Raw genomic sequence first — 25,239 nt, forward strand, 5'->3', positions numbered from 1 at the left:
GCGAACCCGCTGTTACGCGAAGAAGGTCACCAGCAGGCTGACGGCAAGTCCGACCACGCCCACCCCCACCAGCACCACGCAGGCCCGGAACAGCCTCTGGCTTTCGCCCTCCCCGTAGGGGAAGCCCGTGACGGCGACGAAGACGCCAGTCGCGAGGGCGATCAGGGCGCCGAAGCCCCATGCGCATCCCAGTGCGATGGCGTAGGCCCAGCCGCGGTCCAGCTGGTAGGCGGTGTCGCTGCTGCGGCGGGCGTCGAGGACGTGGCCCTTCTGGTAGAGCGCGTCGCTCTTCAATTCGGCGTTGAGGTCCCTCGTCGAGCCGTCGTCGGCGGTGAACGTGCCGTAGCACCACCTGGTCTTGGTCCTCTTCCGCGAACTGCTCGACGAACTGCGGTACTTGTAGTCCACGGTGCACGTCTCGACCGTGAGCTTGCCCGGCGTGGACGTCGCGTAGCGGACTGGGCCGAGGTAGGCGCCCAGGCCCAGGAGGACGACGCCCACGAGGATCAGGCCCGCGCCGATGAGGCGGGCGAGGCCGGTTCGGTCTCCCCGGGCAGCGGTGTCCGGCGCGGTGTTCCCTTGTACTTGGGTCATCGAGAGGTCCTCAGGACTCAGAAAACAGGGCTCAGAAAACAGGACTGGGAAATCAGAACTCAGGAATTTGGTTCTTTTTCAGGGATGCAGAGCATCAGACTGTCAGCGCGCACGCGAGTGCCGTCACCGCTCCGACGGCGAAGACGCCACCCAGCGCGTAGCCCGTCGTATTGCCGCCGGGGAGTCGCTGCCAGGAAGCCGTCAGGCCGGGGCCGTTGCGGGTGCCGAATCCGGTGAGGAGGCAGAAGATGCCGAAGGCCAGCAAGGAGAGACAGAACGCGAGAATCGCGATGTCCTTGGCGGGCGCCCGGTCCTCGGGAAGTTCAAACGTGTCGTCCGCCTGTACGACGTCGATTTTCGTTCCGCTTTCCAGGCGGGACGAGGTTTCCACCGTCACGCCTTCGTACGCGGCGCCGCCATTGTTGGCCTTCCAGGTCCCCGTGCAACCGAACTTGAGTTCCGTCGTCCGCCGACGCGTACCGTAGTGGGGTTTCGTGTGCACTTCGCATGAAGAAACGGTGAGGGTCCCGTCCGTGCCCTTCCCGGCGAGTTCGCCGCGGAGTTCCGGGACGGTCACCGCCGCGATGACCCCGGCCAACAGGACCAGTCCCAGGCCGAGCAGTCTTCCCGCCCACAGGGCGCCTGTACTGCCGTAACTCTGCTGTGTGGTCACCACTGTTGACGTCCCCCGGGGAAACTTGACGATCTCTTGACCAGCGGGCTCGCTGGGTCATGCGCGAGGAGTCTAAGGTATCGGTCTGTCGTCCAATATGAACTGCAGCAAAGGGAGTCCGGGGGAGAGCGTGGGATTCGACACCTTTGACGTCGACACGACGGTGCTCAAGAAACAAGGGCACAATTTCGCAGAGCTCGGGAGTGATTTCACCAAGGCTTCCAAGAAGCTTCAGGACGATCTCGACGGCCTGGGCGAGCCGTGGGACGACGCCGACTTCGGAGAGCTCTTCGGCCAGGTCTACACGCCGATCCGCGACGGACTCTTCACGTCGATGGATTCCCTCGCGAAGCGGCTCGCGCAGATCGGCCACAACCTGGAAGACATGGCCGTCAATTACGACGCCTCGGACGCGTCGAACAGTGGTCACCTGAACGGGATCATCGGCGAAGTCGGCAATCTCTAAGAATTCCAAGTAAATAACGGGGCTTTTGTATGGCGCTCACACTCCCCAGCGAGCTCGTCTGGGTGCTCGACCTCCTCGGCTACTCATGGCCCGAGGCCGACGAAGACGCACTGCACCAGGTCGCCGAGACCTGGCGGGATTTCGGCAAGACACTCGAGGAGATCCAGGCGGCCGGCGAGGGGTACGCCCGCACCGTCGTCGCCGGCAACTCCGGAACGGCCGTCGACGGCTTCAGCAAGGCCTGGGGCGCCTACACCGGCTCCGGCGGCGACGACAGGTATCTCCCCGACGCGCAGCTCGCGTGCGAAGTGATCGCCCTCGCCTTCGACGCGGCGGCGATCGCGGTGCTCACCGCGAAACTCGCCGTGATCGCCCAACTCATCGCGCTGGCCGTGGAGATCATCGCGGCGCAGGCATCCGCCCCCTTCACCTTCGGTCTCTCCGAGGTCGGCGCGCTCGGCGCCACCCAGGCCACCCGCGTGATCGTCCGCGAGCTGCTGAACAAGCTCAAGCAGGAGGTCATGCAGGCGATCACGAAGGCCATGGAGCACGCCACCATGGACGCCCTGAAGAAGATCGCCAAGGAGCAGTTGGAGAAGGTCACCAAGGAGAAGGTCAAGCAGTTCGCCAAGGACAAGATCAAGGAAGAGGCCAAGAAGTTCGTCCAGGAGAAGGTCGTCGACGCCGCCAAGGAGAAGGCCAAGGACGCCGCCATCGGCATGGCGCAGAACACCGGCCAGCAGGGCATCGAGACCTACTTCGACGAGCGTTCCGGTGTCGACTTCGGTGAGACGGCGGGCGTCGCCAAGGACGCGGCCGGCGAGTACGTCGACGGTCTCAAGAACGAGGTCAGGGGCGGTGAGGGCTCGACCCTCGCCGGTTACACGGACGTACAGGGCCATGTGGACGGGGCCGTCGACGCGGCCACCGAGAAGGTCACCGGTGCGGCCGGCAACCGGGTGCAGCACGGCGTCGACGCGCTGAACGGGCACGGCGGCCAGGGCGGCGGGACGAGCGACGGGGCCGAGTCGGCCGCCTCCTCCTCCGGTACCGCGGACGCGCAGGCGTCCGACGCTGAACGGCCGGTCGCCGCGGCGTCCTCCGCCACGCGCTCCGGCTCCTCGCACCACGGTGGCGGTGCCCAGGACTGGGCCCGCAACGAGTTCGGATGACCTCCCGCGCCGAGCGCCTTCCCCCACCGTCACCACCAACAGCACGCAGCAGAGAGGACGTGGCCCGCTCATGACCGCGGACCGGGAGATCCAGGACGAGGAACTGAGGGGCGTCGCTCAGGACCCCGAACAGGCTCTGCGGCTGCGCCGTTCCCTGCGCACCATCGCCGGCGCGACCTCGCTCGACCCGGCACTGCGCGACATGGCGCAGTCGGTGCTGAGCGGGAACGTCGACGTCAAGGACGCCTTCCAGGACCCTCGTTACACCGAAGCCGTGTACCAGCGCCTGCACGAGATGCGTCGCGCGGCCGAGAACCAGACGTACGCCGAACAGCAGCAGTCCAAGGCGCAGTTCGGGGGGTGGGACGCGCGGCAGCAGGCTGAACTGGACCGCGAGCGCGCCGAGCGGGACGCGCCCGTGCACGGCTCGGGCGACGACCGCGGCGGCAGCGACAGCCGCAGCGGGCGGACGGCTCGACACTGAGGTAGGAGGCCGCAGGCCGGATGGAGAAGACCGGAGTGGACACCGGCGCCCAGGCCACACCCGGGGTCATGCCCGCCGTACTGCGCCCCGGCGCGGGTGAGAGCCATCCCGTCAGCCACGCGGCGCCACGCCGCCGGACCCCCGCGCCTCCTACGGCACCCACATGCCGACGTACGACGAGACCGTCACCACCGGTCCCGCGCCCGCCACGAACGACTTCGGCTGAGGCCGGCCGCGTCCGGCGCCCGACGGGACGCTATGCCGTACCGCGCCTGCCGCCCATGAGGTGGGCGATGCCCCAGGCCGCGGCTGCGGCGAGCAGGAGGCCGAGGAGGTGCAGCCAGTCCGCCCCGCCGTTCCGGCTGCTGCCGTGCCACCATGCCTTGGCCGGGAAGAAGGGATCGGACTCCAGCAGGTCCCGGAGTGCCTGGACCGAACTGCTGCTGGCGACGATGTACGGAATGGCGTTGGCGTAGCCGAAGAGGGCCCCCAGCGCGGCGACGACGGCACCGCCGACCTTGGCGCCGTTGCTGCGGTGCCCCACCTTGCCGACCAGAGCCCCGACGACGGCTCCGTTGACGAGGGCGTGGGCGACGTACAGAACGCGCACCGTGCTGTCCGACTGGTCCTTGTACGTGGCCATGATCAGGCCGCTGTAGAGCAGCGAGACGATGAGGGAGACCAGCAGCCCGAGCAGGACCGCGCCCACCGGATTCCCACTCGTCGCCGGCCGCTGCTGCCCGAACGGCACTGCCTGGAACGGCTGTCCGGCCTGCATGGGGTACGGCTGCTGTGCCGGGAAGGGCTGCGCCGGGCTGTACATCGGGGGCTGGCCCGGGGCGGGCGGGGGCGCGGCCTGCATCGGGGGTTGCTGCGGGGCGCCAGGCGGTCCGAAGCCCGGGGCGGGCTGGGCGTACGGGTTCCCGGGGTAGGGCGGAACCTGCGGAGCCTCCGGCGGCTGCGGGGGTTGTTGCGGCGGCTGGAACGGCGGCTGGCTCATGGTTCCCCGTGGTGTCAGATCGAGTTGGCTGGTAGGAGCAGCAAATTACCAGCGAGATCGGGAGGGGGGTGTCGGGCGCGGAGCGGGGTGCGTGAAGGGTGGGACCCGACCGAGTGGGCTTCAAAGGGGGAGGGCGCCCTTGAAGCGGGGGTTGGATACGTCGGGATGGGTGGTGGCGAGCCAGCCGTGGCCGTGGGTGTGCCGCGTCGACTGGGGGCCGGGCTGCACCGAGAGCTGGTCGGCTGCCGTGTCGGCGTCGGGCACGCCCTCGGCGTACATCTCGACTTCGTCCTCGTCCTCGTCCTCGTCCGCGAGCCTCTCGCCAGTTCCGGCACTCGACTGTCGTCCCTGTCCTCACCCCCCGGCTGCGAAGGTGAGGAACAGATCGTTTCTTGCCGGAGCCAGCACCCGTGGCCTGTCTGCCGATCGTTCGACAACAAATTCAAGGTGGGGCGCGCGTGATCTTGTTCGCCTCGATCGACGCGACAGGCATCCGACACGAGCGAGCCGTAGTCTTCGGTGACACCCCAGGCCGCCAGCAGTCGGTGTGCGACTTCCTCCGCGGTCATGCCTTGGCAGTCCACGAAGACGGCCCGAGGGTTCCGAGCCGCCAGCACACGCAGGAGCCGTGTCTTACCGCTCCCGGGCAATCCTCGTATCGCCAGCGTCTCGTACGGGCCGCGCGGCGCGGCCAGCAGGCTTCGATCTGCTCCGCAGCCTGCTCAGACGCCAGTTCCACAGGGCTCCCACTCCGTGATCGGCCGCACCACGGGGAGGGGCTGGGGGCATCGGTTCATGCCTCAGACGTAGTCGTCACCGTATGTCGCAAGGTCCCATGTGCTGTCCTCGAAGTCATAGCCCTGAAGAATGTGCGTCCAGACTTCGCCCTGGGCCGCCTCGGGGTCGATGTGCCGACACCATGTGGCAAGACTGTTTCGCGCATCCTTGTGGTCGCAAGCACCCGGACGGTGGGCCCTGCGGAACTCGTCGAAGAGCCTGACCATGGCGAAGAACTGGACGAGGCTGCTGCCGGCCAGCGGTTCCGGCAGGCCGCCGGTCGTGTCTCGGAGTACTCGGCCGGTCGTGCCGTCCAGCAAGAGCTTCGAGTACATCCATGAACCGAGCTCGTAGAAAGGGCCGTTGCCGGGCGGCTCGCTCTGCGCCCGGAGATGACGAGGGACGTCCCTTCCGCGGCCGGGCCATGCAACCTCGGGCAGGGGGCTGTCGCCCCGCGGAGTGATGGCAAGGTGCAGGAAGTCTCGGATCTCGGGCAGGCCGATGTCGGTAAGGAAACGGCGGGCTGCAATGTCGGCGATGCCTGCGGGCACTTGGCCAGGGTCGAGTTGGTGGCTGGAAGAGGCACCGAACGTCTCTTCCAGCCATTCCCGCAATGCGTCTCCGCGTAGGGCGGCTGCCGCACGGTCGGGCAGAGGCCAAGGGGAGGGTCGGCAGTGAGGTGCGACCAGAGGCTTGCCCGGGTAGGGCGGTTGTACGTGATCGTCCACCACCGACGTAGTCACGGCGAAGAGTCCCTCCGTGCCCGCCAGGCACCAGGTGTCAGCCATACGGACGGCCTGGGTGACGGATGCCGGGCACCGAGGCGGCGCAGGGGAACCCGCTGGTGGGTTGTGCTCCCAACCGCGTTCGCCGTGACGTGAGAAGACGATGGGTGAATCCTCCGCGCGGCTGCGGGCATCGATCCAATCCCAGTCAGCCTCGACGAGAGCACCGCGCACCGTAACCGGCGCGGAGGCACGGTCGCCGGTCGCGGGGTTCCACTCCTGCCGAAGATATGCGTAGCGAGGAGACGCGTTCTTGCCCGTCGTAGTGTCTCGCGCGGTGACCAGCAGCGCATCGGGTTCGAGGCTCGTGACCCCGAACTCGTCGACCCTTCCCCCGTCCTGTGGACGCAGCCCGAAGTGGCCCGGAGGCCGCCATCGGGTCCAGACCGTTCGCCAGGGGAGTCCTGCCTCAGCGCTCAGCAGTTGACGGGCCAACTCCGTACGTCCGGCACACAGAGCCGCATGATGCAGCCAGGCGACCCATTCGCCCTGCCCCGAGGGGACGATGCCCTGGGCTTCCAGGTAGTGCAGGAGCGCGGCGGTGCTCGCATACGGGACGCCGTACGGGTAGGCGACGGCGAGTGCCTCGTACAGGCCTGTCGGCGCGAAGTGGGCGAGCAGCCGGCCGTCGTCCAGCAGATCGGGCAAGGAGCCTGCCAGAGCGGCATGCATGGGCAACGCACGGCTGGCGTACCTAGCCACCGGGTCTGGGGCCGCCGGCCTGTTCTGGTGTGAGGCGCTGACGGCGGCGGACAACGCCGCGACCACTCTTGCCTGAGTAGCTGCCGTGCCGGGCCACACACGACGCCAGGCATGCGCGAGTGCGTCTGAAACGAACTTCACCTGCTTGGCGCCGGAATCGTCTTCGGTCACCGCGAGAACGTCCGGCGTGCGGCGAGCCAGGACGAGCAATTCCTCGGCGTCGGCCGGTGTGTCGGTGGAAGCGCAGAGCAACTGCCATACAGCAAGCGGGGTTCTGCGAAGTTCCGTGGCGGCAAGAGCCTTTACCCGGGCGTCGACCTGAGACTGGTCACGGTCTGGGCGGATCGGCGATCGGTCGGACAGCGTGATGTCGTACTCGTGATTCACGGGCACCGGAATCAGCTCCGGGTCCCGCTCGGCCATCACCCACACGTCTCGGCCGCCGAACCGTCTGAAGCCTGGAGCCAGCACTCCGGCGATACGTGCCGGCTGGGCAGAGGTCAACAGTTCCCCGGCGTACTGCACATTCACGAGAAGGATCACTACCTCGCTGGGTGTGGGGCGGGCCCCGCACTCCTCACGCATACGCACTGCGACAGCGTCCGCCGTCATTCCCCGACAGTCGATCAAGATGGATTCGGGGATCCGCTGTCCTACTTGGTGCAGGAAGTCCGTCTTGCCGGCCGCCGAGGGACCGGTGACGGAGAAGACCGGCCGTGTGCGAGCAGGAAGAGTTCGCCACGCCTCGATGCGCTCCCAATTCTGATCGAGAGTCTCAGGCAAGAGGAGGACCTTTCAGTGGACGGTGGCGGGTATTGCCGTTGGTGCGGACACCAGATGCACGCAACGTATCAAGTCGACTGTCGGCTCGGCCAACGCACAGTCGCGCTCAGCATGCGGCCACTACCCACTGATGTGCCCATCCTTGGCGTTGCCTTCCCAGATGCCTTTCAGGCGATTCACGTAGTTGTTGAAGTCGCCCGTGAACTTCTTCCTGGCTTCTTCCTTCGCCTCCTCCGGAGTGGCGACGGTACCGTCGTCTCGTGAAAGGTCGGCGTCGGGATCGATCTGCCCTCTGCGGAATCCTACTCCGTAATGAATTCGCAGACTGTTCTTCTTCTCTCCGTCACCCAGGTCGCTTTCGCTCTTCGGGTCTTCCACTTCTTCGGAGAGGTAGCCCGAACAATCGTTGCCAGAGGCGTGGCCGCACGGCTCCCGTTCCGTGTAGAGGCTGACCGGCTCGAAAGGAGCCTCGCCAGCGGCCTCCCGTTTCGCGTTGACAGCCTTGATCCACTCCATCGCATGGGGTTCGGAGTGAACGCCTGCTCCCCACGGGGCACTCATCGGGAGCGAGCTGTCCACGACGTATCGAATCTCGTTGTTGTTCTGGGGATCTCGAACCTCGATCACCGCGAAATTCTTACGTGACCAGTCTCCCCTGTGTTCGCCGAGCGACTTGAGCTCATTCTCGACTGCCTCAGCTATCTCGCTGTCCGAAAGCCCCTCGCCCTCCGAGATGCGCTGGTGGATCGCTTCGGCCAGTCCGGTCCTGCCTGGGATCGCTTTTCCTGCGTGGTAATGGACGCCGGCAGATTTGATGCCCGCCTTGTCCATCAGCTTGCCAATCACTTCGCGAGCTGCGTTGGACCGCTCGATTTTTTCCGGATCTGTCGAATGGGGAGTGAAGTTGGAAGGTGAGTTCGGGTTGTCCGCGTGCGGGTCAAGGGCAACCCCGACCGCGCTCGCGGCGTGGAAACGCAGGTCCATGCGGGCCAAGGCGGCCACTACGGCGCCTTGCTGTCCTTCCGTAAGGTCCGAGAACCCTGTCAGTGCGTCCTCGAGCGTGCTCCTCCGGATACCGCCCTGCTCATTGGCGAGTTGGTTGTTCAGCAGAGAGCTGAGCTCACCGTCGTTGCTCCATTGGCGGATGCGGTCGTACACAGGCGCCAGATCCGTCTGGGCGACGTCGTTCGTCTCCCGGAGGGTGGCTTGGGACGGCTCCGGGAGCATGTTGTAGTGCGTGTGCTCCGCATCCTGCACCGCGTCGTAGGCGGTGCTGCCCTGAGGTCGCTCTGGCGTGGCACCGTGGTGATCGGCGGGACCCGCTGGTGTGTGGGGAGATTGAGGAGTGGAGGGATTGGAGGCGAGCGGTGTGCCATGGCCGGGCGAGACGTCTCCATGGGGGGCCGACACATGTCGGTCGGTGCCCTCTGGCGTGGGACTCTGCTGGTGCGGGACAAAGGAGTTCGGGTTGTCCGCGTTGTCCGACGTGGTGAGCTTAGGCGGCTGATGCTCGGTAGGCGAATCGGAGCGCATCGGACTCTCCGTCACCGCATTCGATGGTGAGGAATCCGAACGGTGGGTTTGTCCCTGCTGGTCAGCACGTGCCGTCCCTTGAGGGTGCAACCGGGGGTCCGAGGCGTTCGGCCTTGCCTGCGGTGAGGGGTGGTCCCCCTCCGGACGACCTTCGTGTGACTGCTGGCTCTGCGGCGTGTCCTGAGAAAGCGCGTGGCTGTCGTGATCGGAGTCCGGTCCGGGTGGTGTCCCGGAGTCGCTGCCCGGCCGACCGTCGTCGGCGTGAGCCCCGGAGTGGGGGGCGTCCGGTTGCGTGCTCGGGTCAGTCGTCGACTGGTGGGTGGAATCCGCAGCGTGCGGTGGCGTTGCGGTGTCCGGAGTCGGCGGATTGGGGGAGTGCGATCCCGTGTCCGTGCTCTCGGCCTGCTTCGTCTCGGTCGAAGTACCTTCCTGCGGGTTCTGACTGCTCTGTGGCTCGCCGTTGTTTTCGGCGCTTTCCGGCTGAGACGTTTCGTCAGTCGGGTTCTGCGAGTCGTTCGCACTCTGTGAGTCGTTCTGGCTGGCCGAGTTGTTCTGGTTCTGCGAGGCGTCGTGGCCCTCTGACGCATTCGCGTGCGGCTGGCTGGTGTCGATCGGGTTGCGGTTGGGGTCCAGGGGGATGTGCCAGACGTGGGTGGCCTGGTCGATGTGGAGGGGTTGGGTGCTGACCTGGCCGCTCTGGGTGTCGATCCAGACGATCTTGCCGTCGTGGTTGACGACGTTGAAGGCGTGGCCGCCGCCGCCCGGCCAGTCGACCTGGACGATGGCCGCCGAGCCGGGGCCCGCCTGCTGGAGCGTGTTGGCGATGTTGTTCGCCGTGTTGGGGTCGCCGCCGGGGCCCGCGTAGGTGTGCGCCGCGCCGGTCCAGCGGATCTGGTTGTCGTTGGCGTTGTCCTCGGGGGACCAGAGGTCCGGCTTGCCGTTCGCGTCGGTGTCGAGCGTGCGCGGCGCCGAGACCTGCGGGTTGCCGTACCAGGTCTCCAGGAACGAACGGGAGCAGTCGGCGCAGTTGTTGCTTCGGCCGGGGACGTTGACGCCGCCGTCGTTCTGGAGCTGCGACCAGTTGCCGTCGAAGGGGTCCGGGTAGCGCTGCGGGGTGCCGTCCTCGTTGCGCGGTACGGCGTCCGCCAGGGCCTGCTGGTCGGACGGGTCTGGGTCGGTCAGGCCGCCCGGGTAATGGTCCAGGTCGGAGCGGATGTCCTGCAGGCTGTCCTGGCTGGGGTGGTTCGGTGACGTGGTGTCGCCCGGCGTGGCTTGCGGCGAACCCGGTGCGTGCGGGGTGGCCGGCCCGGCTGCGTGGTTCGGCGTCGCCGACGTGCCCGGGGTGCGGATCGGCGTGTGCACCGGGACCGGCGTCACCTGGTTCTGGTGCTGTTGATGCTGGGGGTTGTTCGGCTGGGACGCCGGTTGCTGCGGGGAGGCGGGGGTATTGGGGGTGCTGCCCGCGGGCTGCTGGGGGCGGTTGGGGGTGGTGCCCGTACCGGTGTCGGAAGCCGGTTGGTTCTGACGGCCCGGTGTGGAGGCCGGGCCGCCCTGCGCCGTGGGGCTGTCGGCACGGCCGCCCGGGGTCGAGGAGTTCGGCGAACTTTGCGACGTCGAGGAGTTCGGAGTGCCGTTGCTCGACGGTGACGTCCGGTCCGACCCGGATCCGGTCGAGGGCGACGGCGTCGACGTGGAGTTGCCGGTGGACGGCGACGTGCCCCGCGGAGAAGACGACGGGCCCGCGTTCGACGTGTTCGTGTTCGCGTTCGTGTTCGTGGAGTTGGAGCTCGGCGTCGTGGTACGCGTGCTGCCCGCCGGATCTGTGCCGGTGCGAGGGGTGGTGCGGTCTCCCGTTGTCGAGTTCGCCGGGTTGGTACGAGAAGTCGTGCCGTCGCCGGGGGTGTTACGGGTCGTCGTCCCGTCGCCCGGCGTCGACGTACGGGACGTCGTCCCCTCGCCCGGCGTCGACGTACGGGGCGTCGTTCCGTCGCCTGGCCTGGTCCCCGGCGTGGTGCTCCGCGGTGTCGTGCCGTCGCCCGGCGTCGTGGTCCCCGGCGTGCGCTGGCTCGGTATTCGCCCGTCCGGCGTGCTGCCCTGCGTACGTCCGTCCGGCGTGCTGCCCTGCGTACGTCCGTCCCCCGCACCGGAAACCCGCACTCCGGCCCCTCCGCCGGAAGCCCGACCGTCAGCTGTCGCGGATGCGGATGCGGATGCGGATGCGGATGCGGATGCGGATGCCGATGCGGACGCCGTCGGCGTCGGCGTGCTCCGCGGTGCCGTCGACGACGTAGGACTCGGTGTGGAAGCCGGCCCCGACCCACTCGCGGTGGCCGTACCCGACGCGCTCGCCGAAGTGGTCCTCGCCGCACCAGAGTTGGACGTCGGGCTGCTCGGGCTCGAACCCGACGACGCCGTGCCGCCGGACGAACTCCCGCTGTGCGGCGAGCCGCCGCCACCGACTCCACCGCCCGTCGACGGCGCCACGGGAGAGGTGGGCATCGACGAGCCGCCGTCGGGTCGCCCGCCGCCGGCCGACGGATCGCTCGACGGCGGAGTGGATGTGGGCGCCGCGTTCGTGTGCGTGGGCGCGCTGGCGGCCAGGCTGTCGACGTTGGTGCTGATGCCGCCACCGTGTCCACCGGTCGACGGCGTCGCGGACGTACCCCCGGACGACGCGGAGGCGGCCACGGTGTGCGGCGTCGGCGACGACAGGCCGGACACGGACGAGCCGCCGCCGGCGTGGGAGGAGCCGGAGACGCTCGGGCCGTCGGACGAGCCCCCGGAGTCCGAACCGCCGGACGAGGAACTGCTCGGCGAGGGATCGTCGAAGTCGGACAGCGTCGGCCCCGCGTGGGAGACCGTCGGCCGTCCGGCCCCGGAGTCCGCCGCCCCGGACCCCGCATCCGCACCGGACCCGGAGTCCGACCCCGATCCCGAGTCGGAGCCCGGACCCGAACCGACGTCCGGCGTGCCTATGGTGTTGCCGCCGGTGTCGGCGGATATCCCGCCGCCGATGTTCGCACCGGAGTCGTGGCCCCCACGCGTCGACGCCGAGGAATCCGAGCCGTCCGAATGCGACCCGGAACCGGACGAGGAGTCCGAGCCGCCGTCGCTGCCCGAACCCTCGGAACCGTCAGAGCCGTTGGATCCTTCAGAGCCGTTGGACCCCTCGGAACCGCTGGACCCTTCAGACCCGCTGGACCCCTCGGACCCGCTGGACCCCTCGGAACCCTCCGACGAGTGCGAACCACCCTCCCCGTCCCCGGAACTCCCGTGCCCGTCGATACGGCTGTCGATCGCGTGGTGCGCCCGATGCCCGGCCTTCTCGCCGAGGCTGTCGCGGACGCCCTCGGCGAGGGTCTGTGGGGTCTGCTTGATGGCGTCCCAGCCGGCGTTGGCGCCCTGCTTGGCGGTCGTGGCGAGGTCGTAGCCCTCCTGGGCGCCGAAGCCGACGTTCACCGTCTGGCGGATCAGGTCGGTGATGATCGCCTCGATCGCCGAGATCGCCGGCTCCTTCATCGCCTCGACGATCGCCTCGATCAACGCCTCCTTCAGCTCCTTGAGGAGCCGGCGCACGATCAGCCGGGCCGCCTGGGTCGCACCCAGTGCGCCGACCTCGGACAGGCCGAAGGTGAACGGCGCGGCGGCCTGTGCGGCGGCGATCTCGATGGCGAGGGCGATGAGCTGGGCGATGACCGCCCACTTCGCGAACTCGACGATGTAGGCGCAGGCCTCCAGCACGGTCGCGATGATGTACGCGGCCTGCGCGGCGTTCGCGAGGTAACCGTCGCCCCCGCTGTCGAACTTCGCGTACGTCTTGGTGAACGCGTCGATCGACTCACCGGCGTTGTGGGCCACGACCTGGCGGGCGCTGGTGTTCGCCGCGGTGTGCAGTTCCGTGACGTCGTCACCGAACTTCCGCCAGATGTTGGCGCACTCCTTGAGCTTGTCCTCGTTCGCCGTCGGCCAGTCGTAGCCGAGCATCTCGAGAACCCATTCGAGCTCGCTCGGCAGCATCATCGCCACAGCAGAAAGCACCCCCGTCAGCCGATACGGCCGTACAACTCCCTCATCGGTCAAGGGGAATCACACAGAAGTACAGCCGTTCGCAAAGCTTACGGAATCACCCGCGAGCAACTTCAGAGGGTTGCCGTCACAAATCCGTTGCAGGTCCTGTGCAGGTCTGGTGCAGACACCGCCCTCGGTGCCCGCACGGTGGACAGGTCAGACCTTCGTGAAGCACAGGGTGTAGTCCAGCTGGTGACTCTGGTGGACCTGGATGCCGTAGGCGTACTCGGAGTCGCACTTCTGGTCGGGGCCGAGCAACTTGTCGGCCGTCTTGTACTCGGCCTCGGGGGAGCCGCAGTCGACGATCGTCGGCAGCGGTTCGCCCTGCGGGTCCTTGACCTTGACGCAGTCGCCGATGTTCGGGTCGTGCGTCGCGTCCTCGGAGGCCCTGCGCGGACGCCGCGGCCTCGGCCTTCGCCTTTCCGCCGTGGGGGTCGGTGTTGTAGTCGTAGACGTACCAGGCCAGCGCGCCGAAGACCGCGATCACGATGGCCGCCGACTTCACGACCCGCAACGGCCCACCCGAGCGCGGACGCTGAGGCCCTTGCGGCATCTGCGGCTGCTGAGGGTAACCGTACGGCGCCTGCGGTTGCTGCGGGTACCCGTACGGCTGTTGCGGCTGCCCATAGGGCTGCTGCGGGTGCCCGTAAGGCGGTTGGTTCTGGTACTGCGGCGGAGGCGTCGACATGCCTGAAAAACCCCGTGGTTGACAAGAGTGGTGAAGAAGAAGGGTGACCTGCGCAGGCTATACGCCCAGTTCAGCCCGGTCCCAATCGAACCCGCTCACACCAGGTAACTGGTCAGGAAGGACACGACGCCACCCACCGAACCCACCCCGATCATCCCCACAACAACCACACGCGTCCGGCCGCGCCCCGCCGCCTCCCAGGCAGCGTCGTACGACACCCGGCTCCGCCCGAACGGCGCGTACCCGGTCGCGAGGCAGAACAGCCCGAGCCCCGTCAGCACCCAACCCCCGAAGAACGCCGCGAAGGAGCGCCAGGCCCGGTCCAGGCCGCTCTGAACGTACTCATCGCCCGTTCGCCGCACCGACAACTCGGTGCCGGCCCCGTACCGCCGCCTGACCCGCACCGCGGCACCCGCGTCCCGGCCCTTGCCGCCGTCGGCCACGAAGACACCCTCGCACCGCACCGGCCGACGGTTCCTACGGCTGCTGCGGGACGCGTTGTTCGGGTAACTCACCTCGCACCGCTGCACGGTCAGGGTGCCGTGGGTTCCCGCCCAGCCCGCCAGGTACGACCCCTCGTACGCGCCCCACCCGCTCAGCGCCAATCCGGCGAGCAGGAACACCAGCCCGCCCCACCGCCCGAGACGGCCCAGCGCCTGGCCCACGAGACCGTGGAGGCCGCTCGCGGAACCGTCTCCCGCGTCGCCCTTCCCCGTACCCTGCGCCTGAGCCATGACGACGACGTCCCTTCGCCCTCCCCCTCGCGAGTCAGGGCCCAGCATGACACCCGGCCGTGACGGGAGATACTGCTGGAGTCCGAGAGACGAGGGCCAGCGAGGAGAAGCGGCATGACCAGGCGACCCGAGAACTCACCCGGTCCGGAGGGCACTTCGCCGGAGCGGGGTGTGCTGGACGAGGCGCTCGAACCGGAGCAGATCCGTTCGCTGAACTCCGCCCTGCGTCAACTGTCCAAGAACGACGGCGTCGACAAGGACCTGCAGGAAGCGGCGAAGAAGCTGCTCTCCGGCCGTCTCGCGCTGCGCGACGCGATGGACGACCCCGGTATCGCCCGCGCCCTGGGCAGCGGCATGGCGTCCCTGCGCGGTCAGTGGGAGTCGCTGTCCGAGGAGGAGCGCGACCAGGTCAGGCACGGCGAGCCGCTGGACGGCGCCAACCCCTCCGCCGATCCGTCCGAGCCCGGGAAGCCGGAGACCGAGGGGCGTCCCTCGCGCTTCGCGAAGAAGAACCAGGGTCGGCACAGCGGCGGATTCTCGCTGTACTGAGCACCCGCCGAACGGATCGGATCAGCCGTGCTGCCTGCGGTACAGGTCGATGGCCGCCTGCGTCGGGTAGTTGGGCACGGTGACGGTCTCGCCGGTCTCCTTGGAGACCACGATCTTGCTGCCGCCGGGCGGAGCCGGCTGAGGCCGTCCGGCGGCGTCCGTGACCGGCGGGAAGACCGCGTACACCAGGTAGCCGATGTCGAACTCCTCGACGCGCAGTTCGGCGCGGGAGCCGTCGGGCATCCTGGGCTCGGCGAAGCGGCTGCGGACGATGTCGAGGGCCTGTTCGGGGGTGGTCGGCGGGGCCGGGTGGTCCGAGGTCACAGAAGATCTCCCTGAGTCTGACTCGTTGGGTGCGGATTTGGCGGCAGGTCAGAACAGCCCGTGCCACATCTGCTCGACGATCAGCGACCACCAGGTCTCGGCGTTCGCCGGCGCGGACCCGTCCAGGGCCGCCAACTGCTCCTGCAGCCCCGCCACTTCCGCGCCCGCCGCGACCGGATCCAGCCCCCGCATCCGCTGCCGTACCGTCGCCAGCAGCGCGAGCGAGCGGGCGAAGGCGGCGGCCGAGACATTGACGTAGCGGCACTCCGCGGTGACCGGGTCCACGGCCCACAGCGCGCCGAGGCCGTCCGGCTCCGTCGTCCCGGGCAGGCACTGTACGGCGATGACCGCGACCCCGTCGAAGCCGATCCGGGACAGGTGCGCCAGGGCGCCGATCTTCTCCTCGCCGGCCGGGCTCTGCCGTTCCCGCAGGTTCGTGGCGACGTCGGTGAACAGGCCGCCGAGCGGCGGGTTGTCGGCCCGGTCCGCGGTGAAGAAGAGCGGGACGTCCGCCGGGAGCCCGGCCCAGGTGAGAGTGGACTTGGTGGTCTCCGGCAGCGGGCTGTCGGCGATGTCGTCGGCGGCGTAGCGCCGTACGCCGGTCTCGCCGAAGACGTCGACGAGGTGCCGGCCGAGAGCCACGTCGCGCATCGGTTCCGCGGGCGTCACCTGGGTGGGGACGGGGAGGCGGTGCGGGCGGGGCGGCGGCGTCTGGCCCGCCACCTGGTGCAGCATCTCGACCTGCTGGATCAGCGCCTGGACACCCTCGGCGCGCTCCTCGGGGCGGGACCCGTAGGTCTGCGAGCAGGAGAGCTGGGCGTTCGGGAAGGTGTTCAGCAGCTCGGAGGTGTAACCGCCGGGGAGCAGGCTGGGGCGCAGATCGGTGTGAACGGCCACGACATTGTCCGCGGGCACGTTCATCCGGCGCAGCTCCGCGTACGCCTGGTACTCGGCCGGGGGGAGGCCGGGGCCGGAGTTGCGGAAGAGGGTGGTCTCCTCGCCGTTCGCCGGGTCGACGTAGGTGAAGACGGCGGTGTTGCCGGGGCCGGTGACCGGACGGGCTCCCTGGGCCGCGGCCGTGCCCTGTGCCGTCGCCTGCTCCTGGCTGTTCAAGGGGAGGCTCCTTCGGGTGACTGGTCGAATGTCGGGAACGGTGTGCCGCTACGAGGCTATCGCCGGACCTGCCGGGCGAATCCGCAGGGCCTTCGCCCCGCGCTCGGTCGCGACGAGCAGGATGCCGTCGGGGGAGAGGTCGGCGGCGGTGAAGGGAGCGTCGGAGATCAGCGCGGCCACCACCTCCTGGCTCGCCCGGTCCCAGACACGCAGGTAGTCGGCGCCGCGGCTCAGGCCCAGCGGTGCGGCGGCCCGCTCCTCCTCGGAGGGACGCAGGACATGCGCGGGATCGACGTCACCGAGATCCTCGCCGCTCACGAGATCCCGCACCAGCACCGCCGAACCGGCCCCGCCCGCGTCCTCGCCGACCGGTCGTGCTCCCGCCGTCCCTGCGGGCACGACCAGGACGGCCACCGGGACGGGCGGTCCCTCGGGCCGGGGCGCGCTGCCGACCGTGACGGCGTCGACGCCGCCGACCGGCAGGCTCCACAGCGTCCGCCAGGGCAGGTCGAGGCCCAGCCGGCCGTGGACGGCGTCGGCGTAGTCGGGCAGGCCGTCCTCCATGAACGCCGTCTCCAGCAGGGCGGCGCGCAGCACCACCTCCGCCTGCGTACGGGTGAGCAGGGGCGCCGTGCGCAGGTAGGTGCGCGCCGGCGGGCCGAGTTCCTCGGTCGGGACCGCCTCGACGGCGGCGCGCAGCGACACCGGGTCGGCATGGACGAACAGCCCTGGGTCGGTGAGGAGTTGGGGCAGCAGGCCCGCCTCCAGAGTGTGCCCCGCGATGTGGTCGCGGACGTACGGGTCGGCCTTGCTCCAGTCCTGTTCCGGCACGGCCTCCAGCAGCGCCATGGCGACCTGGGTCTGGGCGGCTCGGACGCTGGGCAGACCGGCGCGGACCTCGTCGCCGACGGCGGGGTGGAACAGCCGCAGCAGGGTGCGCCCGCCGTCCTCCGCCGCTTCCTCCGGCTGCACGAACGGCCCGACGAGCAGCATCCCGTCGGCGAAGGCCTGGCTCATGTCCTGCCCGGCGATCGCGCTCGCCAGCCGCGGCCACAGCTGGACCGGGATGCCGTCCGCCTCGGCCAGCGCGAGCGGCGCCAGCAGCAGCCGCAAGGTCTGCGGGTCGGCGCCGAGCCGACGGGCGTGGAGGTCGAGGGCCTCGCCCACGGAGGTCGGCAGGTGACGCTCGTCGGCCGGGTCGTAACCCTCGGGTGCCATCAGGGCGCAGTTGACGGCGAGTTGGACGACCAGGTGGCTGGTTCCGGCCCGACTGCCGATGGCCGCTCCCAGGGCGAGCCGGACGGCGGGATCGACGGTGAAGGGCAGCTCGGGCGCCCCGAACTCCGGGTCGAGCGCGGCCTGGGCGTGCAGCACGAGACCTTCGGGGTCGGCCCACTCCGGCTCGTCGAGATCGATGACCTGCACGGCGTCGGGGGGCAGGCCCCCGGCGAGGTCGGCGACGAGCCGCCTCGGTACCTCGGCCAGCAGCCGGACCGTCTCGGTGGCGGCCAGCGGCGCGAGTACCTCCCGTACGAGCCGTGCGTGCTCGTCGGCGGCCCCCACCGGGCCCGCCCGGTCGACGTCCGGGACGACGACGGTCACCGGCTCGGCGCGCGCGGCCAGCTCGGCGTAGACGCCCTCGGTGCTGGTGGCGGCCAGTTCGTAGTGCTCGGCGAGCAGCCAGAGGACCTGGGCCGCGGTGAGCCCGTCGGGGGCCGGTACCGCGGGGCCGGTAGTTCCGGCGGCACCGTCGAGGGGTCCATGTCCTCCAGCGGGAGCCGCTTGCGGTAGTCCGGGTCGCACAGCATCAGGAACCCGGTGATCAGCCGCGAACGCCCGCTGCCGGAGTGGCCGGTCAGCACGACGACCCGGGGAGCGCCGGTCGCGGCCGCACGCCACGCGGCGAGCGCACGCAGCGCGGCGACCCGACCGCCTATGTGAGGGTGCGGTGCGTAGTCCTCGGTCACCCCGGTCATGCTTCCCCGTCCTCCGCCATCACGGATGCCTCTTCACCAGACATGCCGTGTCCGTACGGCATGCGAGTCGATCTTAGGCACCGAGCGCGGGGACGGGCGCGGCCTACTCGGCCGCCGCGCCCCCGCCACCCGGCGCCGACTCCAGATCGAACTCCCCGTCCCGCGCGCCCAGCACGAACGCGCGCCACTCCGCCTCGGTGTACCGCAGGACCGTGTCGTGGTCGAGGGACGACCGCATCGCCACCGCGCCGCCGGGCAGGTAGGCGATCTCGACCCGCTCCTCGTGCTCCTCGGTGCCGGGCGCGCTGTGCCACTCGGCGTCCGAGATGTCGAGTGCGTACAGCTCGTCCCGCTCCCGCTCCTTGCGCGCCTTGATCTGCTCTTCCGTCTCGGCCATGCTGCGGGGCCCTCTTCCTCACGCGCGAACGACGTACGCGGTTCACCCTAGTGGCGGGCGCCGCGCATCCGCCTGCGGATCAGGCGTTTTCCACCTTCGTGAACGTGCCCTGCGCGGCACCGGGCGGAAGCTTCACCTGGCCGTCGTACTCGGATGTCGTCTTCTGCCAGATGTCGACCTGATCGGCCTCGTTCTGTTCGTGGGCGACGCCCATCTTCGTGAAGGCGAGGCCCATGCCCGCGAGACGCTCCGCGAGGCTGCCCATCGACTGGTACATGCCGTCGCGCAGGCCCTCGTAGACGACGCCGAACTTCTCACCGATGTCGTCGTCGCCCCACGGCGGCTTCTGGCCCTGCTCCTGCGCGCTCAGCCCGTTCTGCAGGGCGGTCACGGCCTTCGAGAAGTTCTGGCCGACCGTGAACATGTTGAAGCCCTCGGTCTTGAGGACCTGGGGATCGGAATCCATGGAGTCCGACGACACAACTGCCCCCCGTGGCTCGTCCGGCTCGTCTTTTCTCGTGCAACGTCACCATAGCGGCCCCCACCGACACAAGGGGGGCGGCACCACCCGTGCGGGCGCCGCCCCCCATACCCGGTCCGGGGCTCAGAAGCGGGCCGGCAGCCAGCCCGTCTGGATGAGCTGCCCGCCGCGCCGCCGGGTGTGGAAGTACCCACGCCCGGGCGGCAGTTGCGAGGCCGTGATGCTGCCGAGCAGCTGACCCTCCGAGCGGTCGCCGGAGAGCACCACGCCCTGGGCGCCGAGCTCGCGCATCCGCTGCATCACCGGCTCGTACAGCGACCGGCTCGCACCGCCCGAGGACCGCGCGATGATGATGCGCAGACCGATGTCACGGGCGAACGGCAGGTACTCCAGCAGCGGCGCCAGCGGGTTCACGCCGGTCGCGACCAGGTCGTAGTCGTCGACGATGACGAACGCGTCCGGGCTGCTGTACCAGCTGCGGTTGCGCAGCTGCTCGGGCGTGACGTCCGGGCCGGGCATACGGCGGTGCATCGAGCCGGCGAGACCCTCCAGCGTCTCCGTCAGCGCGGGCGCCGAGGCGCAGTACCGCGACAGGTGCGAGTCGGGCACGCCCTCCAGGTGGGCGCGCCGGTAGTCACCCATGACGATCTTCGCCCGGTCCGGCGTGTAGCGCTCGGTGATCTGCTTGACCAGCATCCGCAGCAGCGCCGACTTACCGGACTCGCTCTCACCGAAGACGATGAACAGCGGGTCGGTCTCGAAGTCCACGAACACCGGCGACAGCGAGGACTCGTCGATGCCGATGGCGACACCGCGGTCCGGGTGCTCGAAGCCCTTGGGCAGCCGGTCCGCCGCCAGCATGGTCGGCAGCAGCCGGACGGCCGGGGCCTGGTTGCCCTGCCAGTTGTCGTTGACGCCGCGGATGAGGATCTGCGTCGCCTCGGACAGGTCCTCGGTCGAGGAGGAGCCGTCGACGCGGGGGAGCGCCGTCATGAAGTGCAGCTTGTCCTGGGTCAGACCGCGGCCCGGGATGCCGGCGGGCACGTTCTGCGCGACCTTGCGGTCGATCTCCGACTCGGTCGGGTCGCCGAGCCGCAGCTCGATGCGGTTCTGCAGCATGTCCTTGAGCGCGGGCCGCACCTCGGTGTAGCGGGACGCGGTCAGGACGACGTGCACACCGAAGCCGAGGCCGCGCGTGGCGATCTCGGTGACCGTGGACTCCAGCAGCTCGTAGTCCGTCTTGAAGGTCGCCCAGCCGTCGATGACGAGGAAGACGTCACCCCAGGGCTGGTCCGGCAGATGTCCGGCGGCCCGCCGCTGACGGTAGGTCTGCACCGAGTCGATGTTGTTGGTGCGGAAGTACTCCTCGCGGGCGTTGAGGATGCCCTCGACCTCGCTGACCGTACGGCGCACCTTCTCGGCGTCCAGCCGGTTCGCGACGCCGCCGACGTGGGCCAGCTCCTCCATCGCGATCAGACCGCCACCGCCGAAGTCCAGGCAGTAGAACTGCACTTCGGCCGGTGTGTGGGTGAGGGAGAACGACGCGATGAGCGAGCGCAGCAGCGTCGACTTGCCGGACTGCGGGCCGCCGACGAACAGACCGTGGCCGGCGCCGCCGGAGAAGTCCCGGTACAGCACGTCGCGCCGCTGCTCGAACGGCTTGTCCACCAGGCCGACCGGTACGTTGAGCCGGCCCAGCGCCGTGTAGTCGGGCGCGGTCAGGCCGCGGTCCTGGGTGACGGCGAGCTGCGGCAGCAGCTGCTCCAGCGAGGGCGCCTCGTCCAGCGGCGGCAGCCACACCTGGTGGGCGGGCGGACCCTGGTTGACCATCTTGCCGACGATGACGTCCAGGACGGTGTCGGCGAGCGCGTCGTCGACGCGGTTGTCGGCCTCCGGCTCCTCGACCACCGGCTGCGGCGGCAGCGCCACGTGCTCCGCCGTGAACAGCGCGGGCCGCAGCTGCGTCGAGCGGTGCACCCGGGAGGGTCCTTCGCCGTGGTACGCGCCCGACACGTACGCCGCCTTGAAGCGGACCATGGTGTCGGTGTCGTAGCGCAGGTAGCCGGAACCGGGGATCGACGGCAGGTGGTAGGCGTCCGGGACGCCGATCGCCGTACGGGACTCGGCGGCGGAGAAGGTGCGCAGACCGATCCGGTACGACAGATAGGTGTCCAGGCCGCGCAGCTTGCCCTCCTCCAGGCGCTGCGAGGCCAGCAGCAGGTGCACGCCCAGCGAACGGCCGATCCGGCCGATCTGGATGAACATGTCGATGAAGTCGGGCTTGGCGGTGAGGAGTTCGGAGAACTCGTCGAGCACGATCACCAGCGACGCCATCGGTTCGAGGGCGGCGCCGGCGGCCCGGGCCTTCTCGTAGTCGTGCAGATTGGCGTAGTTGCCCGCGGTGCGCAGCAGTTCCTGACGGCGCTGCATCTCACCGGTGATCGCGTCCCGCATGCGGTCGACGAGGGTGAGGTCGTCGGCCAGGTTGGTGATGACCGCCGCGGTGTGCGGCATGTCCGCCATACCGGCGAAGGTCGCACCGCCCTTGAAGTCCGCGAGGATGAAGTTCAGCGTCTCCGAGGAGTGCGTCACGGCGAGGCCGAGCACCAGCGTGCGCAGCAGCTCCGACTTGCCGGAACCGGTGGCGCCGACGCACAGGCCGTGCGGGCCCATGCCCTCCTGGGAGGCCTCCTTCAGGTCCAGCATGACCGGCTCGCCGTTCTCGCCGACACCGATCGGCACGCGCAGCCGCTCGTGCAGCGTACGCGGCCGCCAGGTGCGCGAGACGTCGACGGAACCGGCGTCGCCGATGCCCATCAGGTCGGTGAAGTCCAGGTTGGACAGCAGCGGTTCGCCCTCCTCGGCCGAACCGACCCGGAAGGGCGCGAGCTGGCGGGCCAGGGACTCGGCCTGCTCGGGACTGAGCACGTCCGGCCTGCCCGTGTACGCCGACTCGTGGCCGACGAACAGGCGCATCCGCTCCGGCTTCACGAAGATGGTGAGGCCGGCCCGCAGCTCCTCCTCCAGCTCGCCCGGGGCGATCTCCAGGAAGGTGACGCCCTGCAGCCCCTCGACGCTGGCGAGTTCGGAGTCCGGGGGCACGGTGCCGCCGTCGAGGATCACGATCAGGTGCGGCTGGTCGTAGACCGGGTTGGCGTCCCGGTTCCAGCGCGGACGGTCGTCGAGCTGGTCGGCCAGCGCCTCCTCCAGCTCGCCGAGGTCGTCGAAGAGCAGCCGGGCCGAGCCCGCGCCGTCCTTGGCCTTCGGGTGCTGGGTGTGCGGCAGCCACTTGATCCAGTCCCAGTCGGCCGCCGAGGAGGGGTGCGCCACGACCGCGACCATCAGGTCCTCGGGGGAGTGCAGCGTCGTCAACTGAGCGACCGTGGCACGGGCGTTGGCGTACACCGTGTCCGTCTCGCCGCAGACCGTCACGTGGTAGAAGGCGCGCAGCGACACGGAGACGGGCAGGTCGTTGAGCGAGCCGTGCGCGTCGAGGAACGCCTTCATGGCCGCCGCCGTCAGCGGCTCCAGCTCCTCCTTGGGGGCCGTGTCCGGCGCGACGAGCGGGGTGTTGAGCTGCTGCACGCCGCGGCCGATCCGCACGGAGGCGAAGTCCGCGTCGGTCGGCCGCCGTTCCCACAGCCGCTTGCCGTCGGCGGCCACCGCCCACAGCTGGTCCGGCTCGGGGTGCTGGAACAACTGGCTGCGCCGCTGGAGTTCAGCGGTCTTGTGCACGTCCTTGCGGACCTGCTCCAGATAGCGGAAGTAGTCACGCCGGTCCTGCGCCATCCCCGCGCCGCCGCCCTGGCGGGACTTGGCGTACTGGGCGATGGCCATGGCCAGCGTGGAGGCCAGCATCAGGCCGCCGACCACCCTCATGTACGAGGGCAGGTTGGGCATGAAGAAGAAGCCGACGGAACCCAGCATGCCCATCATGGGCAGCAGGTTCATCAGCATGCTCTCGTCGCCCTCGCGGGGCAGCTCGGGCGGCGTCTCGAGCCGCACCTCGCCCTCGGGTACGGCCGGGGGCACTGTCCGCGGTGGTCGTTTGATGATGACGACGCTCACCGATGCACTCATCCTTCGCGATTGATACGTCCTGGCACCGACGCCCCCGTGTACCGCGACGTTCTTGTTCGCGTAGGCGTCGTTCGCGTAGGCGACGATCCTACTGATGGCCGAGGTGGGCGAGGGAGCCAGGCGCATGGAGATGCGGCGCAGGTCCTGGGAGGAATGGGGGAGGCCGGCCTGTCGTGGGTGCGACAACGGATAGGGTGGCGCTCCGCGTCGTACGAGCGACGCGAGGACGCGACCTCGGCAGTCGTCCAGCCGTCGCGTCTGGCAGTCGTCGAGAAGTTGTCTAGCAGGGGGATCACCAGGTGAGCACGGGGACTTCGACAGGTTTCTGCCGAATCACCATCGCAGCGCCGGACAGTCGGGTCGATGTGGCGCTGCCCGAGGACCTTCCGATCCAGGACCTCTTCCCTGAGATCATCCGGCTCTCCGGTCTGGTCCAGTCGGACACGAGTCTCGCCGGCTACCACCTGGTGACGCGCGAGGGCCAAGTGCTCGACGCGAGCCGTTCGTTGCTGGAGCACCGCGTCCGCGACGGCGAGGTGCTGCTGCTGCGCACGTTCGCCGACTCGCTGCCGCCGGCCGTGCACGACGACGTGGTCGACGCCATCGCCGCCGCGGTCAAGCAGGACACCCGCAGCTGGAACGACAACCTGATGCGGATCGCCGGTCTGGTCGCCGGATCGCTGCTGCTGGTCATGCTCGGCTTCGTCTTCTGGTTCGCCGACCCGGTCCGGCACGACATGCACGGCCTGCAGGGCATCCTCGCCGGCGTCACCGCGCTCGCCCTGACCGCCATGGCCGGCGTCCGCGCGCGGGTCTACGACGACCGGGGCTCGGCCGTCGCGCTCGGCATCTCGGCGCTGCCGCACGCGCTGATCGCGGGCTCCGGTGTCATCGCGCAGGACGCGCACGAGGGGCCGGGCCGGATCCAGTTCCTCGTCGGCTGCGTCGCCGTCCTGCTGTTCTCCGTCGTGCTGATCATGCTGCTGCCGCAGGGCGACGCCCCGTTCGTGGCCGCCGCGCTGGCCTCCGCGATCGGCACGCTCGCCGTCTTCGCCGGGGTGCTCACCGACGCCGCGCCGCGCGAGATCGCCGCCGGCACCGCCGTCGTCGCCCTGGCGGTCGTCGGCTTCCTGCCCGGCTGGTCGGCCCGGTTCGCCAAGCTGCCGATCGGCTTCCGCAACCCCGAGGACCTGGCCCGCGCCCGCCGCGAGGGCCGCGAGGGCGACCTGGAGGCCGTGGACGTCCAGCGCATCGTCGCCCAGACCAGCCGCGGCCACGAGCTGCTGCTCGGCCTGGTGGGCGGCTGCGCCGCGGTCGTCGTCGGCGCGGGCGGCGCGGTGCTCGGCTTCAGCGACAGCGGCTGGGCCCAGTTGCTCGCCCTGTGCACCGGCCTCGCCGCGATGCTGCGGGCCCGTCTGTTCCGCTACACCGCCCAGGTCACCTGCCTGTTCGTGGCCGGTGTCGTCACGCTCGCCCTGCTGGTCCTCGGCCTCGCGATCTCGCCGCCGGCCGGCGTCATCATGGACCTGCTCCAGGGCAACTCCGGCCCGGTCAACGTGCGGACCCTGTGGCTCGGCGCCTCGGTCGCGGTCGGTGTGCTGCTGCTCATCGCGATCGCCCTGATCGTCCCCCAGAAGGGCCTGTCCCCCTTCTGGGGCCGCATGCTCGACCTCGCGGACTCGTTGGTCCTGCTGTCGCTGGTGCCGGTCTGCCTGGCCGTCCTCGACGTCTACGGCAAGGTCCGCGGCGGCGTCTAGCCGACAGCCGTACCGCCCCACACTCCGCACCCGGAGGGTGGGGCGTTGCCATGCCCACCGGACCGGAATCCGCACTTCCGCCAGCTGCACGCCGCCACTGGAG

At 69.7% G+C, this 25,239-nt stretch carries 19 protein-coding genes; 5 read left to right on the forward strand and 14 right to left on the reverse strand.

Translation table 11 applies throughout. The annotated features are described in order from the left end of the window. Positions 1-12 precede the first annotated feature (12 nt). Positions 13-594, reverse strand: coding sequence for a hypothetical protein (locus tag LN251_RS22675; protein ID WP_458245983.1), 582 nt, complete (start codon positions 592-594; stop codon positions 13-15). Between the two features lie 94 nt (positions 595-688). After that, positions 689-1,267, reverse strand: a complete 579-nt coding sequence (locus tag LN251_RS22680) for a hypothetical protein (protein ID WP_458245984.1) — start codon at positions 1,265-1,267, stop codon at positions 689-691. 130 nt (positions 1,268-1,397) lie between these two features. Between LN251_RS22680 and LN251_RS22685 the strand changes: the two genes are divergently transcribed. The 3 genes from LN251_RS22685 to LN251_RS22695 all read left to right on the forward strand — a co-directional run bounded on the left by LN251_RS22685 (position 1,398) and on the right by LN251_RS22695 (position 3,389). Next, positions 1,398-1,733: a hypothetical protein gene (locus LN251_RS22685; protein ID WP_458245985.1), complete on the forward strand. Its 336-nt coding sequence runs from the start codon at positions 1,398-1,400 to the stop codon at positions 1,731-1,733. A gap of 29 nt (positions 1,734-1,762) precedes the next feature. Then, positions 1,763-2,905 carry a WXG100-like domain-containing protein gene (locus LN251_RS22690; RefSeq protein ID WP_458245986.1) on the forward strand — a complete coding sequence of 381 codons (1,143 nt, stop codon included), beginning with the start codon at positions 1,763-1,765 and terminating at the stop codon, positions 2,903-2,905. A gap of 70 nt (positions 2,906-2,975) precedes the next feature. Next, the gene (locus LN251_RS22695) at positions 2,976-3,389 is read left to right on the forward strand and encodes a hypothetical protein (protein WP_458245987.1); all 414 of its coding nucleotides are present in this window, start codon (positions 2,976-2,978) and stop codon (positions 3,387-3,389) included. A gap of 256 nt (positions 3,390-3,645) precedes the next feature. On the opposite strand, the gene LN251_RS22700 is transcribed toward LN251_RS22695, so the two are convergent. The 6 genes from LN251_RS22700 to LN251_RS22725 all read right to left on the reverse strand — a co-directional run bounded on the left by LN251_RS22700 (position 3,646) and on the right by LN251_RS22725 (position 14,459). Further along, positions 3,646-4,389, reverse strand: a complete 744-nt coding sequence (locus LN251_RS22700) for a hypothetical protein (protein ID WP_458245988.1) — start codon at positions 4,387-4,389, stop codon at positions 3,646-3,648. 120 nt (positions 4,390-4,509) lie between these two features. Then, positions 4,510-4,668, reverse strand: a complete 159-nt coding sequence (locus LN251_RS22705) for a hypothetical protein (RefSeq protein ID WP_458245989.1) — start codon at positions 4,666-4,668, stop codon at positions 4,510-4,512. Positions 4,669-5,189: 521 nt separating this feature from the next. Further along, on the reverse strand, positions 5,190-7,184 hold the full coding sequence (locus tag LN251_RS22710; protein ID WP_458245990.1) for an SUKH-4 family immunity protein: 1,995 nt from the start codon (positions 7,182-7,184) through the stop codon (positions 5,190-5,192). Between the two features lie 372 nt (positions 7,185-7,556). Further along, positions 7,557-12,989 (reverse strand): toxin glutamine deamidase domain-containing protein, encoded by a 5,433-nt coding sequence (locus tag LN251_RS22715; RefSeq protein ID WP_458246775.1) that lies wholly within the window; start codon positions 12,987-12,989, stop codon positions 7,557-7,559. A 204-nt stretch (positions 12,990-13,193) separates the two neighbouring features. Next, complete coding sequence (locus tag LN251_RS22720) at positions 13,194-13,394, reverse strand: LppU/SCO3897 family protein (RefSeq protein WP_458246776.1); 201 nt, start codon at positions 13,392-13,394, stop codon at positions 13,194-13,196. 426 nt (positions 13,395-13,820) lie between these two features. Further along, positions 13,821-14,459, reverse strand: a complete 639-nt coding sequence (locus LN251_RS22725) for a hypothetical protein (protein WP_458245991.1) — start codon at positions 14,457-14,459, stop codon at positions 13,821-13,823. A 114-nt stretch (positions 14,460-14,573) separates the two neighbouring features. Between LN251_RS22725 and LN251_RS22730 the strand changes: the two genes are divergently transcribed. Further along, positions 14,574-15,008, forward strand: coding sequence for a hypothetical protein (locus tag LN251_RS22730; protein ID WP_458245992.1), 435 nt, complete (start codon positions 14,574-14,576; stop codon positions 15,006-15,008). A gap of 21 nt (positions 15,009-15,029) precedes the next feature. Here the strand turns inward: LN251_RS22730 and LN251_RS22735 are convergent, their stop codons facing one another. From LN251_RS22735 to eccCa, 6 genes are all read right to left on the reverse strand, one after another. Then, the gene (locus LN251_RS22735; RefSeq protein ID WP_458245993.1) at positions 15,030-15,332 is read right to left on the reverse strand and encodes a hypothetical protein; all 303 of its coding nucleotides are present in this window, start codon (positions 15,330-15,332) and stop codon (positions 15,030-15,032) included. A 48-nt stretch (positions 15,333-15,380) separates the two neighbouring features. Then, positions 15,381-16,445 (reverse strand): SUKH-4 family immunity protein, encoded by a 1,065-nt coding sequence (locus LN251_RS22740; protein WP_458245994.1) that lies wholly within the window; start codon positions 16,443-16,445, stop codon positions 15,381-15,383. A 48-nt stretch (positions 16,446-16,493) separates the two neighbouring features. Next, positions 16,494-18,248, reverse strand: a complete 1,755-nt coding sequence (locus LN251_RS22745; protein ID WP_458245995.1) for an ATP-binding protein — start codon at positions 18,246-18,248, stop codon at positions 16,494-16,496. Between the two features lie 276 nt (positions 18,249-18,524). Further along, positions 18,525-18,818, reverse strand: a complete 294-nt coding sequence (locus tag LN251_RS22750; protein ID WP_458245996.1) for a DUF397 domain-containing protein — start codon at positions 18,816-18,818, stop codon at positions 18,525-18,527. 79 nt (positions 18,819-18,897) lie between these two features. Further along, the gene (locus LN251_RS22755) at positions 18,898-19,284 is read right to left on the reverse strand and encodes a hypothetical protein (protein ID WP_142142951.1); all 387 of its coding nucleotides are present in this window, start codon (positions 19,282-19,284) and stop codon (positions 18,898-18,900) included. Between the two features lie 138 nt (positions 19,285-19,422). Then, the gene (eccCa, locus tag LN251_RS22760; protein ID WP_458245997.1) at positions 19,423-23,367 is read right to left on the reverse strand and encodes a type VII secretion protein EccCa; all 3,945 of its coding nucleotides are present in this window, start codon (positions 23,365-23,367) and stop codon (positions 19,423-19,425) included. Positions 23,368-23,678: 311 nt separating this feature from the next. On the opposite strand from eccCa, the gene eccD reads away from it, so the two are divergent. Further along, the gene (eccD, locus tag LN251_RS22765) at positions 23,679-25,136 is read left to right on the forward strand and encodes a type VII secretion integral membrane protein EccD (protein ID WP_362995225.1); all 1,458 of its coding nucleotides are present in this window, start codon (positions 23,679-23,681) and stop codon (positions 25,134-25,136) included. The last annotated feature ends 103 nt before the right edge of the window (positions 25,137-25,239 follow it).

It is taken from the genome of Streptomyces sp. MAI_2237 (genome assembly GCF_054189285.1).

What these genes read in the sequence shown, in the direction of transcription:
- LN251_RS22675 (WP_458245983.1), bottom strand. Translation starts at nt 594, where the DNA reads ATGACCCAAGTACAAGGGAACACCGCGCCGGACACCGCTGCCCGGGGA.
- LN251_RS22690 (WP_458245986.1), top strand. Translation starts at nt 1,763, where the DNA reads ATGGCGCTCACACTCCCCAGCGAGCTCGTCTGGGTGCTCGACCTCCTC.
- LN251_RS22695 (WP_458245987.1), top strand. Translation starts at nt 2,976, where the DNA reads ATGACCGCGGACCGGGAGATCCAGGACGAGGAACTGAGGGGCGTCGCT.
- LN251_RS22700 (WP_458245988.1), bottom strand. Translation starts at nt 4,389, where the DNA reads ATGAGCCAGCCGCCGTTCCAGCCGCCGCAACAACCCCCGCAGCCGCCG.
- LN251_RS22705 (WP_458245989.1), bottom strand. Translation starts at nt 4,668, where the DNA reads ATGTACGCCGAGGGCGTGCCCGACGCCGACACGGCAGCCGACCAGCTC.
- LN251_RS22715 (WP_458246775.1), bottom strand. Translation starts at nt 12,989, where the DNA reads ATGATGCTGCCGAGCGAGCTCGAATGGGTTCTCGAGATGCTCGGCTAC.
- LN251_RS22725 (WP_458245991.1), bottom strand. Translation starts at nt 14,459, where the DNA reads ATGGCTCAGGCGCAGGGTACGGGGAAGGGCGACGCGGGAGACGGTTCC.
- LN251_RS22730 (WP_458245992.1), top strand. Translation starts at nt 14,574, where the DNA reads ATGACCAGGCGACCCGAGAACTCACCCGGTCCGGAGGGCACTTCGCCG.
- LN251_RS22750 (WP_458245996.1), bottom strand. Translation starts at nt 18,818, where the DNA reads ATGGCCGAGACGGAAGAGCAGATCAAGGCGCGCAAGGAGCGGGAGCGG.
- LN251_RS22755 (WP_142142951.1), bottom strand. Translation starts at nt 19,284, where the DNA reads ATGGATTCCGATCCCCAGGTCCTCAAGACCGAGGGCTTCAACATGTTC.